Consider the following 18,713-nt stretch of genomic DNA (forward strand, 5'->3'; position numbering starts at 1 on the left):
CCCGAAGGGGAGACCGACGTCGCCCTGCCACCAGGGCAGGGCGACCGAATCCTCCTCTCCCGTGTGATCCCCCCACTCAGCACACTGCTTCAGGAGGGCTGATGAAATTGCGTATCGGCTGGGCCGCGCTTCTCGCGGCTCTGGCTCTCGTCTTCACCTTGCCGAACTCGGCAGCGGCAGCGTCACAGACGTACTGGTTCAAGCACTACGCGACCGGCGGCAACGCCTCGACGTGGTACAGCGACGACGCCAACTGGGGTGTGAACTCCTCGACCGGCACCGGCTTCGTCGCCATGGTCAACGGCAAGGACTGGGGCTGGTCGTCCCCGGTGACCACACTCCCCAAGAAGATCGGGGACGTCAACCCGAACAACAACACGTGGTTCAGCCAGTCGGCGTACCCGAAGTCCGGCTCGTACTACGACGCCGCGTACGACATCTTCATCGACCCCTACCCCGCGCCGACCGACCGCAACTCCAAGACCGAGATCATGATCTGGCTCAACTGGTACAACACCAAGCCGCTGGCCGACCACTACGACGCCAACGGCAACGCGATCCCGGCCGCGACCAACGTCAGCCTCGGCGGCCGCGCCTGGGACGTCTACGAGTACAACTGGCCGAACGGCGACCACACCCTCAGCTTCCTGGACAGGAACAGGTCCGGCTGGTGGTCCGGCAGCCTCACCCCGTTCTTCAACTACGGCCTGGGCAGGGGGTTCTACACCAAAGACCACTACCTCAACAGCGTCATGGCCGGCTGGGAATTCGGGCCGGGCGACTACACCGCCCACTCCTGGGGCGCCGTGGGCTTCTGACGCCGCGAGGAGCTCAGGCGTCCAACCGGTGACCGACACCTGAAACAGGGGGCGGGGCGAATACGCCCCGCCCCTCCCGTATCCGTCCCCACTCGGTGAACGGCCAGAGTCAGGTCGGGCCCCCTTGCACCGGTTCTTGACAATGACGTGGCTGTCCCCAACCGGGCCGTACACGTGCCCCCACCGCCGCACCGAGCAGCGGGACCGCCATGAAGGCCAGACAGGACAGGGCGCTCGGCAGCGACATCCAGTTGGTGAGGGAGCCCACGAGCAGCGGGCTGATCAGGAAGGCGCCGTAGGAGACCGTCGAGACCACCGACACCGTGTAACCACTCGCGTCCTGCTGCCCCGCATGGCTGAGCAGCGCCGGCATCAAAGGACCGAAGGCGAGCCCTGAGACGGCGAACCCGGCGAGGGACGACTCGGCCGTGGGGGCCAGAGCGGCCCAGGCGAAGCCCCCGCACCCGCCCACCGCGGCGAGCACACCGAGATCGCGGGTGCGGAGCCGCGGCAGCCGTTGCACCACCAGACGCGAGACCGTCAGCGCCGACATGTACACCGCCGGAGCAGCGCTCGCCAGTACGGTCGAGGCGCCCTTGTCCTCCTCCAGCAGAAGCACCGACCATTGCTCGACGGCGTTCTCCACGACGAGCATGCACCCACCCAGCACACCGATCGCCGCGCCCCAGAGCCAGGCCGACCGCCAGTGCGGGGCCGCAGGGCCCCCGGGGGCGGCGCGGCGCGGCGCGTGGTCCTTGGCCGCCGGTCCCAAGAGGGGGAGGACGGAACCCAGCAGGGCCGCGGCGCACAGGAGGAGCACGGCGCGGATGCTCATGCCCGACTGCCGGGCCAGCCCCGTCAGCGGGGCCGCCGCGATCACGGCCACCGGAAAGGCGGCATGCACGGCTTGGAATGACGGGCGGCCGCTGACGCGTTCGGCGCGTGCTGTCGCCGCGTTGAGGCATACGTCCAGCGCTCCGCTGGTGGCACCCACCAGGAAGAGCGCGATTCCGAGTCCGCCGAGACCGCTGATCCCGCTCAGCGTCACAATGCCGAGGGCCAGGGCTGCGGCCGTGAGCAGCAACATCCGGTGCTCACGGCCGACGGCGATCCTGCCGGCCAGCCCCATCGCCGGCATCGCTCCCACAGGGACCGCGGTGAGGACGAGGCCGAGCTCGCCAGGAGTGGCGTCGGCACGCTCCAGCACAGCGGGGAGCAGAGCCGACCAGGTGCCCCAGAAGGCCCCCCAGGCTCCGCTGACCACCACCAGGGCGAAGCGGGGGGTCTTCGGCGCAGGCTTCGTCACTCGGTTCGCCCCAACGCTGTCACATCGTCGGGCGGCGCCGAAACGGAATGCCGGGGGCAGCACCGTGGAAAGCGGGGCTGTTCATGCGGCTCCGTTCTCAGGCGCGCCGAAGTCGAAGGAGGCCAGGTGGAAGTCACCGTGCAGGGTCAGCCGCAGATCGTGGACGCCATCGCCGTGCGCCCCCGCGTCGGCGGTCACCGTCGTCCAGGTATAGCGGCTGCCGGTGACCGGTACGGGGATCTGCGCCAGGAGCCGGTCGCCGGCCCGGACCTCCAGCCGTGCCTCGCCCGCCCCCGCACTCTCGCGTGCGACCCTCGCCTCGAAGCGGGCGGCTCCGGACAGGTCGACGGAGCGGAACAGCAGGGTTGCGGGGAGCGCGGGGTCGGCCGGGGTGACCGCGTCGCCGGCGGCGCGGGTGGCGTCGACGAGGGTGATGTCCGTGTAGTCGTCGAAGTCTGCGGCCAGGGTGCGTCGCCCGACGACCGCGCGGGGTGCGGGGGGCGTGCCGGTCACCGTCAGCGGGGCGCTCAGGACGACGTGTTCCGCGGAACGGGCGACGAGGATCTCGTAGGCGCCCGGATCCACGGTGAAGGCCCCGGTGGCCACGTCCCAGTGGGCGAACTGCTCTGCGGGCAGCCGGAAGGTCACCTCCCGGCTCTCCTCGGGCTCCAGCCGTACCTTGCGGAAGTCGGCGAGCTTCAGCCGGGGTGCCTCGTAACGCGTGTCCAGGGCACGGACGTAGAGCTGGACCACCTCGCTGCCGGGTCGCGCTCCGGTGTTGGACAGCGTCACCGTGACGTCGAGCGCACCGTCCTGCGGCACCGTCGGCGTGGACAGCCGCAGGTCGCTGTAGGCGAAGTCGGTGTAGGACAAGCCGTGGCCGAAGGCGTACAGGGGTGTGCCGCGGTGGTACTGGTAGGTCCAGCCGGCCTTGATGACGTCATAGTCGAGCGGGTGCGGGAGGGCGTCGTCGCCGCGGTACCAGGTCTGCGGCAGCCGGCCCGACGGGTCGGCCTCGCCGAGCAGTACGGCGGCCAGCGCGCCGCCCGTCTCCTGCCCGCCGTGGGAGGTCCACACCACGGCGGGCAGGTGCTCGTCCGCCCAGTCGAGGGCGTAGGGGTAGCTGCTCATGACGACCAGCGCGGTCTTCGGATGGACCGCGGCGACCGCGCGCAGCAGCGCCTCCTGGGTCGCGGGTAGTGCGGTGCCCGTACGGTCCTCGGTTTCGCGGCCGTTGATGAGCGGGTGGTTGCCGAGGACGACAATGGCCGCGTCGGCCTCTTCGGCAGCGGCGCATGCTTCGGCCGCGCCGTCCCGGAGCAGCTCGCGCTGCCAGCGCTCGGCGGCCTGCGGGGTTTCGGCGGTGACGGCGACCCGGCCGTCGGCCGCGTCGACGACGGCGTAGCGGCCGGTGAAGACGTTGCGCAGGAGCACCGTGTCGGCGTCGCCCGCCGGGTCGGGCTCCAGAAGGAAAGTTTGGTTGGTGAACCAGGTCTTGATGACATCCCGATCCAGGGCGAGCGAGTCGTCGTCCTTGCGGCTGAGGTAGCGGCCGGTTTCGGCGTCGCGCAGGGTCAGCACACCGCCGCCCCACTCGCAGACGTCGTACGCGGTCCCGCCGAGCCGTTCGCCCGAGGTGCGAGAGCACAGCGCGATCCGGTCGGCGCCTTCCACGGTGACGACGTCGCCGCCGCTCTCGCCGAGCGCCGTACGCAGCCCGGACGCGATGCCGACCTGGTAGGGCAGGGTGCCGCTGTACCAGTCCTCGTACAGGGTGTCGGCGAGCGGGCCGATGACGGCCACGCGCGGCGCCCGCTCCGCCTGGAGAGGCAGCAGGCCGTGGTTCTTGAGCAGCACCACCGACTCGGTCGCGGCGCGCAGGGCGAGGGCGCGGTGCTCCGGGCAGTCGACGACCTCCGGGCCGATGCCGGCATACGGGTCGAGGTCCGGGTCGAACTCACCCAGCCGGAAGCGGATGTGCAGGTGCCGCCGTGCCGCGCGGTCGATGTCCGCCTCGTCGATCAGGCCGCGCTCCAGAGCCTCGCGCAGCCGGCCGACCGTGATCGAACTGTCCTCGCGATGCTGGGTAAAACTGTCGATGCCGGCTTTCAGCGCGGCGCCATGGGATGCCGCGTGGTCCTCGAAGTAATGCTCCATTTCCACCAGGTTGGAGGGCGCATACTCGTCGCTGACCACGAACAGTTCATGGCCGGTGGTCCCGGCCCAGGTCCGCAGCTCGGTCTCGAGGAGCGGACTGACATGGCAGGGACGGCCGTTGACCAGGTTGTACGCGGCCATCGCGCCGGTCGCCGCACCCGAGGCGACGATGGGCCGGAAGGCGGCCAGGTCGTACTCCTTCAGGACGCGGGGGCGCAGGCCGGAGGAGGTGACGCAGCGGTCGTCCTCGTTGTTGTAGGCGAGGAAGTGCTTGAGCACGGGGGCCGCGCGCAGGTAGGCCGGATGGTCGCCGGACAGGCCCCGGCAGTAGGCCGTGCCCAGCCGGGCGGTGTGCACCGGGTCCTCGGAGTAGCCCTCTTCGTTCCGGCCCCAGCGCGGGTCGCGCAGCAGGTTCACCACGGGTGCCCACGCGTGGAGGCTGTTGGTGCCGACGCCGTTCGCCGTCGGGCGGTGGTAGTGGAAGGCGCGCAGTTCGACCGAGACGGCCTCGGCGACCTCGTGGACAAGGTCCTCGTCCCAGGTCGCGCCGAGGCCCACGGCCTGCGGAAAGACGGTCGCCTCGCCCAGCCATGAAACGCCGTGCAGCGCCTCCGTGCCGGTGCGGAACGAGGCGAGGCCGAGGCGCTCCACGGCCGGCGCGTACTGGTGCAGCAGCGCGATCCGCTCATCGAGCGTGAGCCGCCCGAGCAGGTCGTCGACGCGCTTGTCGATCGGCAGCGCAGGGTCACGGAACGGAAGCCGGTCGGCGGTGGACAGGGACGGAGAACCCACGAGGCTGACCCCTAAGAAGGCTGGTGCGGACTGTCGAAGCGCTTCGACGCTGCCACTCGCCCCACGGAACTGTCAATGACCAGGGGACGGGAAAGTTTCTTAGCGCTCTCCCTCTTGTTTCGCGAGGATTGCGTCATTAACGTTTCGCCGCCAGGTCAAGCGCTTCGATGAACGAAGGCCCAACCCCGGTCCTGCCCCCCGTCATTTCTCCCTCACTCTCCCCCACCAGGAAGGCCACCATGACCAGCGCACCGCAGACGCTCCGATGGGGCCACTCGGCTCTGGAGGTCGAGATCGGCGTCGGCGACGACGGCACCGCCCGCCTCACGCGAGTCGGCCTCCCCGGTGGCACGCCCCCCGAGCGGCGGTCCTGGGCCCCACTGCCCCTGGTGGAGGTGACGGCCGCGGGCCACGGCCGCGCCTGGTCGGGCGGTCGCCTCATCGACACGACCCTCGGCGGGCGACTGCGCTACCGCGCCCACCGAGCGACCCGCGACGGTGACTGGCACGTCCTGACGGTCGAACTCCACGATGCCGAGACCGGGCTCGGGGCCGAGGTGGTCTACCGCTCGCCGGACGCCGTGCCCGTACTGCGCGGCGAGGTGGTCCTGCGCAACGAAGGGCAGGCCACGCTGCACCTGGAGTCGGTCTCCTCCCTCGTCGTCGGCTGCCTCGCGGACGGTCCGGAAGCCATCGGGGACGCGGACCTGCTGTGGGCGGAGAACGACTGGGTCGCCGAATGCCGTTGGCAGCGCAAGCCGATGCGTGTGACCTCCCCCGTCCTGAACGACCACGTCGTCTACGACAACGGCAAGGGGGAGCTCACACAGACCGGGCGGGGCGTGTGGTCCAGCTGCGGCCGGCTGCCCATGGGCGGCCTGGCCGACCGCCGCTCGGGCCGCACCTGGCTGTGGCAGATCGAGCACAACGGCGGCGGCTGGCACTGGGAGTGCGGTGAACGCGACGAGCTGGCCTACGTGGCGCTGCTCGGCCCCAACGACACCCACCACGGCTGGCGCCATCATCTGGAGCCCGGCGACGAGTTCCGCACCGTCCCCGTCGCCCTCGCCTTCAGCCCCGACGGCGGCGTGGACGACGCGTTCGCCGCGCTCACCCGCTACCGCCGTGCGATCCGCCGCCCGCACCCCGACCACCAGCGCCTCCCCGTCATCTTCAACGACTACATGAACTGCCTGATGGGAGACCCCACCACCGAGAAGCTGCTGCCACTGATCGACGCGGCGGCCGAGGCCGGCGCGGAGTACTTCGTGATCGACGCCGGCTGGTACGACGGCGACAACGGTGGCTGGTGGGACAGCGTCGGCGCCTGGGAGCCGGCCGCCTCCCGCTTCCCCGGGGACCGCGGGATTCACGAGGTGCTGGACCGCATCCGGGAGCGCGGTATGGTCCCCGGCCTGTGGCTGGAGCCGGAAGTGATCGGCGTACGCAGCCCCATGGCCAAGTCCCTGCCCGACGAGGCGTTCTTCCGCCGCGACGGCGTCCGCGTCACCGAGACCGGCCGCCACCACCTGGACCTGCGCCACCCCGCTGCCCGTGCCCACCTGGACCAGGTCGTGGACCGCCTGGTCGGCGAGTGGGGCGTCGGCTACCTCAAGCTCGACCACAACATCGATCCCGGCTCCGGCACCAGCGCCCACCCCGGCGAGACCCCGGGCGCCGGCCTGCTCGGCCACAACCGTGCCCACCTCGACTGGCTCGACGGCGTCCTGGACCGCTATCCGCACCTCGTGGTGGAGAACTGCTCCTCGGGCGGCATGCGCTGGGACTACGCGCTGCTGTCGCGGCTCCAGTTGCAGTCCACGAGCGACCAGCAGAACCTCCAGCTGTACGCTCCCATCGCCGCCTCCGCGCCCACCGCGGTCACCCCCGAGCAGGGCGCCGTCTGGGCCTACCCACGACCGGAGGACTCCTCGGACGAGGTGGCCTTCACCATGGCCAACGCCCTCCTCGGCCGCATTCACCTGTCGGGAATGCTTCCGGACCTGCGACCCGAGGACCGGGCCCTGGTCCACGAGGCCATCGGTGTGTACAAGGCCATCCGCACCGACCTGGCGCAGGCCGTCCCCGCGTGGCCGCTCGGTCTGCCGGCCTGGAACGACCCGTGGCTCGCCCTCGCCCTGCACACCCCCGCCGCCACGTTTCTCACCGTCTGGCGCCGCCCCGGCGCCGAGGCCACCACCACCCTCCCCCTGCCTCACCTCCACGGCTCCGCGGCGCGCGTCGACGTCCTCTACCCCACCGCGAGCCAGGCCGTTCCCTCCTGGAACCCCGAGACCGCAGACCTCACGCTGACACTGCCCACGGCTCCGTCCGCCGTACTGCTCCGCCTCGCCCCCACGGTGCCCGACGCGCCCTGAGCCACCGCAATCGCATCATCCCCCCAACGGCCGTCCCCCCCGACGGGCGGAACCCCCGCCCGGCCAACAAGAGAGGGCAGAGATGAAGAGAACGCAAGGCCCCACCGGCCGCCGCAGTCGCGGCCCCGGCCGTGTGCTCAGCCTCTTCCTGGCGCTGGTCGCCGCGATCGGGCTGACCAGCACCACGGCCTTCGCCTCATCGGGCCACAAGGACGCGTCCTTGACAGGGAAGCCCCGGCTTACCGCCGGCCCGATGGACACGGTGGCCGCGATGCAGCCCAGCTGGAACCTGGGCAACACCCTGGACGCCATCCCCGACGAGACGTCCTGGGGCAACCCGCCGGCCACCAAGGCCCTGTTGGACACCATCAAGTCCCAGGGCTTCCGCAGTGTCCGCATCCCCGTCACCTGGAGCGGCCACCAGTCCTCCACCGCCCCCTACACGATCGACGAGACGTGGATGAACCGCGTCAAGCAGGTGGTCGACTGGGCGCTGGCCGACGGTCTCTACGTCGTGATCAACGTGCATCACGACTCGTGGCAGTGGATCGCCGACATACCCACCGACCACGACAACGTCCTGGCCCGTTTCAAGGCCACCTGGACCCAGATCGCCGCCAAGTTCAAGGACTCCCCGAAGAGCCTGCTCTTCGAGAGCAACAACGAACCGCAGTTCAACAACACCACCGACGCCCAGGGCATCCAGTACAACGACGAACTGAACACCGCGTTCCACACCGTGGTGCGCCAGTCCGGCGGCAACAACGCGACCCGACTGCTCGTCCTGCCCAGCCTGCACACCAATTCCGGCCAGGTCTTCCTGGACGCCCTGGTGAGCGAGATGAAGTCGCTGAACGACCGCAACCTCGTGGCCACCGTCCACTACTACAGCTGGTACCCGTTCAGCGTGAACATCGCCGGCGGCACCCGGTTCGACGAAACCGCGCAGAAGGACCTGACCGGCAACTTCGCCCGGCTCCGCGACACCCTTGTCTCCAAGGGAATCCCCGTCTACCTGGGCGAGTACGGCCTGTTGAATTACCCCGACTACTTCCAGCGCGCGCCACGTGTCGAACGTGGCGAGGCACTGAAGTACTTCGAGATGTTCGGATACGAGGCCCGCATCTCAGGGGTGACCACGGCCCTGTGGGACGCCTACAACTACCTGAACCGCTCCACGCTGCAGTGGCGTGATCCCGAGCTGATCAACCAGATCAAGTCGGGCTGGACCACCCGCTCGGGAACCGCCTCCTCGGACCGTGTCTTCCTGGCGAAGCCGAGTGCGATCACCGCCAGGACACTCACCCTGAACCCGAACGGCACCACTTTCCGGGGCGTTTGGCAGGGCAGCACAAAGCTCGTCCAGGGCCGGGACTACACCGTCTCCGGCAACCAGCTCACGCTCACGGCCACCGCGCTGACCCGGCTCGCCGGCGACCGCGCCTACGGGATCAACGCGACGATCGAGGCCCGTTTCTCCCGGGGGCTGCCCTGGAAGATCTTCGTGACCACGTATGACAAGCCGGTGCTCTCCAACGCGACCGGCGACAGCAACGGTCTCACCATCCCCACCCAGTACCGCGGTGACCAGCTGGCCACCATGGAGGCCACGTACGCCGACGGCAGCAACGCCGGCCCGACCAACTGGACTCCGTACCAGGAGTTCAACGAGGCCTTCTCTCCCGACTACCCGGGCAACGGTCTTCTCCTCACCTCCAAGTTCGTCGACTCACTGCGTGACAACACGCAGGCGACGCTCGTCTTCCACTTCTGGAGCGGAGCCACCGTGACGTACCGCGTGACGAAATCCGGATCCTCGGTGACCGGCACCGTCGGCTGACGGTCCCTCGCCCCGGGTGCCGACCCTGGCACCCGGGGTTCTTCTCAAGCCGCCAATCGCCCATGGGTGAGAAACTTTCTTTCCTTGTAACCTCTTGTTTCGAGCGAAATACATCGTTACCTTTCAGCGAATTAGTGAAGCGCTTCGACACTGCCCAGGGAAGGGCCGCCGCCATGAGTCGTGAGTTGCACCGCAGAAGTTTCGTCAGTGCCGCAGCCTCGGGCCGCTGAAGCGAACCCTCCGAGCCGCGCTCATGCACTATCCGTCCCAGCAGGTCGCCACGGTCGACTCCGGCTACGGCAGCCCGGCCGGCCGACTGCTGAAGGAGACCGCCCACGAACTGCCGCCCGGCGGCTGGGTGGTGCCGCTTGGTCGGCACGGCGATCGGCGGGCGGCTGCGCCCCCGCGAACACAGCGCGGTGGGCACGGGGGACTGGCAAACCGACGCACAGACCCCCCGCCACCACCTGCACCGCCGCCCGGCGCCGCCCCGGTGCCGAAGCCACCACGCCGCTCCACCTGCCCGACCTGCGGGACAGCACGGACCGTGGCCATGTGATCCATCCGCCCACCAGCAGGGCCGCTCCCGTCACTGCTCCGACTGCCCTCAGCTGCCGGCACAACGCCTCACCCGACGAAAGGACACAGCCGGTGCCCCACCAGCACCAGGCGGACAGCACGTTCGCCAATCCCGTGATTCCCGGGTTCCACCCCGACCCCAGCATCTGCCGGGTCGGCGACGACTACTACCTCGCCTGCTCCAGCTTCGAGTACTTCCCCGGCGTACCCCTCTTCCACAGTCGCGACCTGGTGCACTGGCGACAGATCGGCAACGCCCTGGACCGACCGGAGCAGTTGTCTCTGCCGACCGACATGCCGTCCTCCGGGGGGATCTACGCCCCCACCCTGCGCCACCACGACGGCCGCTTCTGGCTGATCGTCACCAATGTGGCCAAGGGCGCCGGCAACCTGATCGTCACCGCCACCGACCCCGCCGGCCCCTGGTCGGACCCCATCTGGGCGCCGGGCGTGCCCGGCATCGATCCAGACCTGGTCTGGGACGAGGACGGCACGTGCTGGTGCACGGTCGCCGGGGTGGCGCAGGTCCGTCTCGACCCGTCCACCGGCGAGACGTACGGCGAACCGCGCAGGCTCTGGTCCGGCGGGCCCGGCGCCAAGGCCCCGGAGGCGCCGCATCTGTACCGGATCGGCGACTACTGGTACCTACTCATCGCCGAAGGCGGCACCGAGCGCGGCCATGGCGTGTCGATCGCCCGCGCCCGCACACCGGCCGGCCCGTTCGAGCCGTGCCCGGACAACCCGATCCTCACCCACCGCGGCATCGACCACCCCATCCAGAACACCGGCCACGCCGACCTGGTCCAGGCACCCGACGGCTCCTGGTGGATGGTCTTCCTCGGCGTACGGCCGGGCGGCGGCACCCCCGGCTGGCACGTACTCGGCCGCGAGACGTTCCTGGCACCCGTGACCTGGGTGGACGGCTGGCCGGTCGTCGGCGAGGTGTCGCTGGAGGCGTCCGCGCCCGGCTGGCAGCTTTTCCCCGGCCCCGTCGAGGAGCACCGGGACGACTTCGACGTCAACGAGCTGCGGCCGCAGTGGATCTCCCTTCGGGACCGCCCCGCCGAGCACTACAGCACCAAGGAGCGCCCTGGCTGGCTGACGCTGCGGGCTCGCGGCGGCTCCCTGGACGAGCCGGACGTCGTGTTCGCCGGCCGCCGCCAGCAGCACCTGACGTGCCGGGCACGCACCCTGGTCGACGCGGCGTCGGGACGTGGCGGCCTCGCCGTCCGCCTGGACGAGCGGCATCACTACGAGATCGAGGCATCCGCCACGGACGTCCGGGTGATCGCGCGCGTCGGCTCGCTCAGCACCGTCGTGGCCTCCCAGCCCCTGCCCAACGCACCGGTCGTGGTCCTCAGCGTCAGGGTCACCGAACCGCCGGCTCCGCACGACGCGCGCACCGGCCCCGACGTCGTCTCCTTCGGCATCGAGGGGCCGGACGGCACGTTCACCGCTCTGACGACGCTCGACGGCCGCTACCTGTCGACCGAAGTGGCCGGCGGTTTCACCGGTCGGGTCATCGGGATGTACGCCGCCGAAGGCACCGTCCACTTCGACTGGTTCGAATACGAGCCGCTCGCGCCCTGAACAGCTCCCGCCCGCCTCCGGAGCCTCTGTCGAGCCCACCATCCGCAAGGCGGGCCGAGGTCGACCGCGCCTGAGTAAGGGCGCGGACCGACCTCGGCCCTGATGCTCGGTTCAGCCGCCGTTGACGGTCAGGTTGTTGGTGTTGAAGTTGAGTCCGCCGGACGACGAGGTGATCTCATAGCCGAACTGGACGTCGCCGATGGTCTCGTTGCCGGGCATCCAGCCCTTGGTGTAGGCGATCCAGTTGAGGATCGGCTTGACGTCCACGGTGCCGGAGTTGGAGTTGGACGTCCGCAGGAACGAGAACACCTGGTTCGACCCGTTGGTGCCCTTGTAGACGTTCCAACTGTGGCCGCCGAGCGTGACGTTGGCCTGCCAGGTGCCGATCGGGCCTACGGCTCCGTTGTGGTTGACCCAGAGCATGATCTCGTACTGGTGGTCGGTGTCCCAGATGTCGTACGACGTGTTGTACGCGCCGGACGACGGGACGCTGACGTTGTAGTTGCTGCTGAGCCAGGTGAGGGAGTCGATCGTCTTGTTGATCGTCTTCGTCGAGTTGGGGTAGGACTTGATGCCGCCGGTGTTGGGGTGGTCGGCCCACACACCCCAGTTGGTCCCCGAGTTGGCCCAGGTGCACTGGCCGCCCGCGCCGGAGCCCCAGATGTTGTTGTAGAGCTTGTAGCCGTCGAGGCTGGTGCTGGCCCACTGGTCGCAGGAGTTCCAGACTGCCGCAGCCGAAGCGGGGGCGGAGGCGAGGCCGACGGTGGCGCCGAGAGCCATCGCCGGCGCGAGCACCGCCATGGTGATCTTGCGTGTTCTGCTTTTGACCATGGTGTCCCTTCCACGGGTGGGGGGAATTGTGGGGGGGTGCTACCACGCCCCCATGCTGAGGGCGTGGTCCTTTCCGGCGACGAGATCGATCAGCTCCGCGTCGCCGGAAGGAGTTCTGACTTCGATGCGGACGGTGCGAGTCGGCCTCAGGATCGCCGTCGCCCCGTCGGGCCCCCAGGTCAGTTCGGTCTCGGCGCCGAATCGCGTGCGCACGCCCGTGAGCCGGCCCGCCGGGAGAGCGGGCGGCGGCGCGGGCAGGAGGGCCAGTCGGTGGGGGGTCGACTGGACAAACATCTCGATCAGTACAGCGGGCAGGGTGTGCGCGGCGTCGGCGTTGTAGACGTTGCGGTTCGGGTAGTGGGCACTCATCAGGGAGGTGTGGAAGAAGTCGCCGTCCAGGACCTGGCCGAGGGCGTGGGCGACGCGTTCGCCGTCCCGGAGCCGGGCGGCGATGAGCGCGTGGTGGAGGTGGCCGTGCGCGGAGTCGTTCTCGGCGCCGCGCAGTTCGAGGGCGCGGTGGGCGGCTGCCGCGAGGTCGGGGGTGTCGTAGGGGGTGATCTCGTCGAGCGGCCAGACGCCGTAGAGGTGGCTGAGGTGACGGTGGTCGTAGGAGTCCACGAGGCCGGGCCAGGCCCATTCGGCGAGGGCGCCGTCCTCGTTGATCCGGTGCGGCGGGAGCCTCTCGGCGAGAGCTTGCCAGCGGTCGGCTTCCGGGGTGCCCGGGTGGTAGTCGGCCGCGGTGAGCAGGGCGTGGCGGGCCGCTGAGAGGTCCATGGCGGCGTTGATCGTGCCCCAGCTCGCGCCTGCGGGGCGGTTCTCGGGTGAGTAGGAGGGAACGACGACGAGGTGGCCGTCGTCGTCGGTGCGGGTGAGGAAGTCCTCGTAGAACAGGGCGACTTCGGCGAGGGCGGACGCGGTGCGCGGGTCGCGGGTTCCCTGGGTCTCGTCGTGGTCGACGAGCGGCTTGAGCAGCCAGTCGGCGCCCGCGGTCCACAGGTGCAGGGGGTACTCGCGGTTGAAGTGGTACGAGTGGCCCGACTCGCCGTCGGTGTGGGCGGGGGCGACCACGCCCCGGGCGCCGAAGACCGCGCGGGCGTTGTCGCGCCAGTCGGGGAGCTGGCGGTGAATCAGCGTGGCATGGGCCTCGGTGACCTCGGGGAGGGCGGCGGCCGCGGCGGAGGCGGTCTGGAGGTTGAGGTTGGCGTCGTTGGTGAACGCGCCTGACCAGGCGGTGTTCCAGTCGCCGGTCCACAGGCCGGTCAGGCGGGGCGGGAAGACACCGCCGGCGGACAGCAGGTGGTAGCGGCCGGCCGCGAAGAGGCGCTCCAGCAGGGCGGCGTCGCGCGGCCTCTTCAGCAACTCCGAGCCCGGCAGCGCCCGTTCGGCCGCCCCGGCGGCGAGGTCGAGGGTGACTCGCTGGTAGGCGGTGCGGTGGAGGGCGACGTGGCGTTCGAGGAGTTCGTCGTACCCCGTCGGCAGGTCGCGCAGGGCCCGGCCTTCCGCGGTCACGTCGAGTTCGCCGGTGTGCCGCCGGACCCGGGTGAGGAGAGTTACGGAGCGGGCGCCCTCGACGTGCGCGTGAGGCGGGGCGAGGGTGGTCGTGCCGCCGGTGACGACGACCAGGGTGACGCCGGTGAAGGCGCGGTCGCTGTCGGGGTAGCGGGCGCGCAGGCTCAGCAGGGCGCCCTCGGGGGTGATGACGGCTCCGTGGCCGACGGCCAGGTGGTCGGGGGCGCCGGGGAGGCGGTGGTCCAGGGAGATGTCGAGGGTGAGGTCGGGCGCCGTGATGTGCTGGACGATCACATCGTCGGCGCGGGAGACGAAGACCCGGCTGCTCCAGCCGGCGCAGGTCGCCCGTACGACGCCCGTCGTGAAGTCGACGTCGCGGCGGTAGTCGTGGCAGCCGGCGACGGGGCGGGCCAGACGGACCTGGAAGGCGGGGTGGAAGGGCTGCACCCACTGCATCGGGCGGCCGTCGGTGAAGCCCTCCGCGGCGGTGCGGTCACCTGCCAGGAGGCGGTCCTGGAGTGCGGGCAGTTCGGCGGCGAGCCGGGGCGGCCGGCGGTGCTCGCCGTCGCCGCCCGGCCGTACCAGGGTGTGATGCGTGACGACGACCCGCTCGTCGCCCGGGTCCCCGAACACCAGGGCGCCGTGATGGCCGTTGCCGCTCAGGAAGCCGTCCTCCCAGCGGGCGGCCGGGTGCGGCTCCCAGGTGCCGTGAACGGGCCCGTTGTTCGCGGTCATGGCCGGAGCACCGCCACGCCGTGGCGGCCGAGGGTCACCCGGTCGGTGACGGCCTCCCCCGTCAGCAGGTCGTGGTGGGTGCCGGGCACCTCCACGGTCACCGGCTCGCGGCCGTGGTTGAGCACGAACAGCACCTCGCCCCGGCGTACGGCCTCGACGTGCTCGGGGAGGCCGTCGAGCACCGGCCGGACGCCCGCGCCGGAGGCGATCCGGGCCAGCAGGTCGCGCAGCGCCTCTGGCTCCGGGAGGGTGGAGAGGTACCAGGCCCGGCCCTTGCGCAGGACGGCGGGCAGTCCGTCGAGTTCGCCGCCTTTGTACGGCACGCTCTCGTCGGCGGTCCCGTCGGCCTCCAGCTCCTCGGACCACAGGGACGCCCGGAAGCCCTCGCAGGTGACGGTCTCCCCGGCGTCCAGCGGCCACCACTCGTGCAGGGTGCGGATGCCGAACAGCTCGCGCAGCCGGCCGTCCATGCCGCCGGGGCGGACCCGGTCGTCCTCGTCGGCGACGCCGGTCTGGAAGCCGCACACGAGGGTGCCGCCGCCGCGGACGTAGCCGAGGAGGTTGTCGATCGCCGCGTCGGTGAGCGAGTACAGCTGCGGCACGACGACCACCTGGTACGGCGTCAGGTCGTGCTCGGGGTGGGCGAAGTCGGTGGTGAGGTGGGCCTGCCAGAGGGCTCGGTGCCAGGCGCGCAGAATGTCCGGGTAGTCCGCCTGGGTTGACAGCCGGCCGTCCTGGGCGCCGGCCCACCAGGAGTTCCAGTCGTGCAGGACGGCGATGCCGGCGGCGCCGTGCCGGCCCGAGACCTCCGGGGCGATCCGCGCGAGGTCCGCGCCGAGCTGCTTGACCTCCTGATAGGTCCGGCCCTCCTCCCCCGCATGGCTGACCATGCCGGAGTGGAACTTCTCCGCGCCCTGCCGGGACTGCCGCCACTGGAAGTAGCAGACGGCGTCGGCGCCCCGGGCCACGGCCTGGAGGGACCAGAGCCGGTTGAGGCCGCGTGGCTTGGGGTGGTTCACACCCCCTCGGTTGACGGGCCCGGCCGCCTGTTCCATGAGCATCCACGGCCCGCGTGCCTGGGAGCGGGTCATGTCCTGGACGAGGGCGCCGCTCTGGGCGCCCAGCGGGTCGCGCGGGTCGGGATAGATGTCGACGGAGACGACGTCCTCCTCCTGCGACCAGCGCCAGGCGTCCTGGCCGAACCACAGCGGCATGAAGTTGCTGGTGACCGGCAGGTGCGGGGTGTGGCGGCGGATGATGTCGCGCTCGGCGACGTAGCACTCCAGGAGCATGTCGGAGGTGAAACGCCGGAAGTCCAGCACCTGGCCGGGGTTGCGCATGTAGTGGGGCAGGCGGGGCGGCAGGATGCCGTCCCAGGTGTCGTAGCCCTGGCTCCAGAAGGCTGTGCCCCAGGCCTCGTTAAGGGCGTCGAGGGTGCCGTACTTCTCGCGCAGCCAGCGGCGGAAGGCGGCAGCGGCCTGGTCGCCGTAGTCGAAGGTGCAGTACTCGTTGTTGATGTGCCACATGGTGAGGGCCGGGTGGTCGCCGTAGCGGGCGGCGAGGTCCTCGGTGATGGCGGCTGCGTAGCGCCGGTAGGTGGCGCTGGAGTGCGAGAAGTGCTGCCGACCGCCCCACCACTCGGTTCGGCCGTCCTCGGTGACAGGCAGGGTGTCCGGGTGCAGCCGGCCCATCCAGGGCGGGGGTGAGGAGGTGGGCGTGGCGAGGACGACGCCGATGCCGCCCTCGTGCATCAGGTCCATCAGCGTGTCAAGCCAGCCGAACTCCCGGACGCCGGGCTCCGGTTCCAGCGTCGACCAGGAGAAGACACCGAGGGTGACCGAGTTGACCCCGGCCGCCTTCATCAGCCGGACGTCCTCGTGCCAGGTCTCCTCCGGCCACTGCTCGGGGTTGTAGTCGCCGCCGAAGAGCAGGCGGCCGCCTGTCGCGTCACCGAGGTCGGGCATCAGGCGGGCTCCCCGTACTGCACTCCGCGCCCGTTGGTGGCGACGTACACGCGGCCGTAGACGCGCGGGTCGCCGGTGACGGCCCGGCCGATCCAGCCCCACTGATGTTGGTCGTCGTTGATCCGCACCCAGGTCTTCGCCTCGTCGTCCGAGCGGTACACGCCGATGATCGTCTCGGTGGAGCCGACCATGTAGATCGCCGGGTAGGAGGCGCCCTCGGCGGCCTTGCCGAAGCCGAGGGTGTACGAGGCGGTGCAGCTGCTGACCTTGGTGACGGTCTTGCCGCCGTCGGTGGAGCGGTACAGCCCGTTCGCCTTGAGGCTCAGCCACAGGTCGCCGGAGCGGCCCGGGGCCGCGGTCAGCCGGAACTCCGTGTCGCCCGAACCCAGGCCGGTGGCCCGCGCGGTGAAGTTCCGGCCGCTGTCGGTGCTGGCGTGGAGCGTGCCGGTGGCGGTGTCGAAGGCGTAGAAGCAGGTCGGGTCCACGGGGTCCGCGACCAGGACGGCGCCCTTCGGCAGGGAGCTGACCTCGGACCACGTGGCGCCGTTGTCCGTCGAGCGGTGAGCCGGGGAGGTGGTGCCGAAGGACCACAGCAGCACACTGCCGTCGGCGTTGGTGACGATGGGCCCCGAGGCGTCCTTGGCGGCTGCCGGCTGTGTCGCGAAGGGCGCCCAGGTCTGGCCACCGTCGTTCGACCAGGCGCCGTTGGCGCTGTTGCTCCCGCCGGTCCGCACGACGTACGACGGCTTGGCCGCGGCCAGCGCGAGCCCGGTGGCCGACCCGAACACGGGATTGGCGGCCATACCGCGCGACGGCGACGCCGTGAGCCGGTCGTGGTACATCACGCCGAAGTCCCCGTTGCCGCTGATCAGGTGTGCCTCCCCGGTCGGCGGGGAGAGCAGCTGGAGTGCGGACGCCTCCTCCAGGCCCCGGATCTGCGGGGCCCAGTGCTTGAGGTCACGCGTGCTGTACAGGGTCGCGCCGGTGCCGTAGACGACGTGCTGGGAGTCGAACGGGTCGAGGCCGACGGCCTGGATCCACCAGCCGAACTTGGGCGCGTCGCCACCCCACTTGAGGTAGGGGGTCTCGGAGACGTCGAGGACGGCGTTGTCCTTCAGGGACTTCCAGGTGCGGCCGCCGTCGGTGGAACGGAAGACGGTGTCGATCTCCGCCCAGCGGTTGTTGGTGGACACGACGAGCGTCCCGGGCCGACGGGCATCGACGGCGACACCGCCGTAGCCGAAGGCGTCGGTGGACCCGTCTGTCGCGGTTCCGCCCGGCTTCACCGGCGTGACATCGGTCCACTTGCCATCGACGGTGCGCAGTTTGTGCACGCTGCCGTCCGACTGGCCGTTGGGGCCAGGGGCGTTGGCGTACGTCACGTACAGCTCGCGCGTGAGGCGGTCGTACGCGGCGCGGACCGGCACCTTCGCGGCCGTGCCGGTGGGCTGCCCGGGGACCGGCTCCCAGGTCTTCCCGTCGGACGTGCGGTACAGGTTGGGCTTGCCCGCCGTGCCGTCGGAGTCGCCCCAGCCCGCGTAGACGCTGCGGTCCGCGGCGACGAGGAGGGTGACGCCCTGGCCGGTGGCGCTCGGAGCGGCCGGGAAGCTCACCGCCTTCCAGGTGGCTCCCCGGTCGGTGGACTTGAGCAGCCCGTCGTGCCGGGTGCCGAGCCACAGGGTGTCCCCGTTCCGCGGGTCGACGAGCAGGCGCTCACCGCATCCGCGCCCGTCCTCGTTGCCGCCGAGCTTCACGGTGAGGTCGGTGCGCTTCCAGGTGGCACCGCGGTCCTCGGACCGCAGCACGGCCCCGTTGCCGGCCCAGGACTGGGTGTACGTGCCGAGGGCGAGGTAGACCCGGTCCGGGTGGGCCGGGTCGACGGCCATGGCCTCGACGCCGAGGAGGTTCCAGTCGTCCCAGCCGAGGTGGTCGGTCAGCGGAATCCAGCAGTCGGCCCGGTCGTCCCAGCGGTAGGCGCCCCCGATGTCGGTGCGGGCGTAGGCGAGGCCGCGCACCGACGGGTGGAACAGCACCCCGGTGACGAACCCGGTGCCGCCCATGACGACGCTGCGCCACCGGTAGCCGCTCTGGGCAACGGCCGCGGGCGTTTCAGCCCGCGCCTGTCCCGAAACCGTCGGCAGGGAGACGACCGCGGCGACGGCAGCGGAACCGGCAAGAACGGAACGCCTGCTGAGGTGGAACGTGCTCATGACA

The 18,713-nt window shown here is 70.8% G+C and carries 10 protein-coding genes; 4 read left to right on the forward strand and 6 right to left on the reverse strand.

Annotation, left to right across the window (positions count from 1 at the left end; all coding sequences use genetic code 11):
• Positions 1-101: 101 nt before the first annotated feature.
• Entirely contained in the window at positions 102-818 is a 717-nt protein-coding gene (locus ACFZDL_RS35235; protein ID WP_353595438.1) for a cellulase B precursor, read from the forward strand.
• A 109-nt stretch (positions 819-927) separates the two neighbouring features.
• Here the strand turns inward: ACFZDL_RS35235 and ACFZDL_RS35240 are convergent, their stop codons facing one another.
• Both ACFZDL_RS35240 and ACFZDL_RS35245 read right to left on the reverse strand, forming a co-directional pair.
• The gene (locus ACFZDL_RS35240; protein WP_353595437.1) at positions 928-2,124 is read right to left on the reverse strand and encodes an MFS transporter; all 1,197 of its coding nucleotides are present in this window, start codon (positions 2,122-2,124) and stop codon (positions 928-930) included.
• Positions 2,125-2,205: 81 nt separating this feature from the next.
• Positions 2,206-5,073: a glycoside hydrolase family 3 C-terminal domain-containing protein gene (locus ACFZDL_RS35245; protein WP_353595436.1), complete on the reverse strand. Its 2,868-nt coding sequence runs from the start codon at positions 5,071-5,073 to the stop codon at positions 2,206-2,208.
• A gap of 239 nt (positions 5,074-5,312) precedes the next feature.
• Between ACFZDL_RS35245 and ACFZDL_RS35250 the strand changes: the two genes are divergently transcribed.
• The 3 genes from ACFZDL_RS35250 to ACFZDL_RS35260 all read left to right on the forward strand — a co-directional run bounded on the left by ACFZDL_RS35250 (position 5,313) and on the right by ACFZDL_RS35260 (position 11,460).
• Complete coding sequence (locus tag ACFZDL_RS35250; protein WP_353595435.1) at positions 5,313-7,451, forward strand: alpha-galactosidase; 2,139 nt, start codon at positions 5,313-5,315, stop codon at positions 7,449-7,451.
• Between the two features lie 82 nt (positions 7,452-7,533).
• Positions 7,534-9,291, forward strand: a complete 1,758-nt coding sequence (locus tag ACFZDL_RS35255) for a cellulase family glycosylhydrolase (RefSeq protein WP_353595434.1) — start codon at positions 7,534-7,536, stop codon at positions 9,289-9,291.
• 651 nt (positions 9,292-9,942) lie between these two features.
• Positions 9,943-11,460, forward strand: coding sequence for a glycoside hydrolase family 43 protein (locus ACFZDL_RS35260; protein ID WP_353595433.1), 1,518 nt, complete (start codon positions 9,943-9,945; stop codon positions 11,458-11,460).
• A gap of 111 nt (positions 11,461-11,571) precedes the next feature.
• Here the strand turns inward: ACFZDL_RS35260 and ACFZDL_RS35265 are convergent, their stop codons facing one another.
• Genes ACFZDL_RS35265 through ACFZDL_RS35280 form a run of 4 tightly spaced genes read right to left on the reverse strand, consistent with a single transcriptional unit; the run spans position 11,572 to position 18,709 of the window.
• Positions 11,572-12,291: a hypothetical protein gene (locus ACFZDL_RS35265; protein WP_353595432.1), complete on the reverse strand. Its 720-nt coding sequence runs from the start codon at positions 12,289-12,291 to the stop codon at positions 11,572-11,574.
• Positions 12,292-12,330: 39 nt separating this feature from the next.
• Positions 12,331-14,535, reverse strand: coding sequence for a glycoside hydrolase N-terminal domain-containing protein (locus tag ACFZDL_RS35270; protein WP_353595431.1), 2,205 nt, complete (start codon positions 14,533-14,535; stop codon positions 12,331-12,333).
• Positions 14,532-16,499, reverse strand: a complete 1,968-nt coding sequence (locus tag ACFZDL_RS35275) for a beta-galactosidase (protein WP_353595430.1) — start codon at positions 16,497-16,499, stop codon at positions 14,532-14,534. Before ACFZDL_RS35275 ends, ACFZDL_RS35270 begins: the two co-directional genes overlap by 4 nt.
• On the reverse strand, positions 16,499-18,709 hold the full coding sequence (locus ACFZDL_RS35280; protein WP_353595429.1) for a 1,4-beta-glucanase: 2,211 nt from the start codon (positions 18,707-18,709) through the stop codon (positions 16,499-16,501). The genes ACFZDL_RS35275 and ACFZDL_RS35280 overlap by 1 nt, the downstream gene beginning before the upstream one ends.
• Positions 18,710-18,713: the final 4 nt, after the last annotated feature.

The sequence above is a fragment of the Streptomyces sp. NPDC007917 genome (assembly GCF_042959105.1).
Lineage (GTDB): Bacteria > Actinomycetota > Actinomycetes > Streptomycetales > Streptomycetaceae > Streptomyces.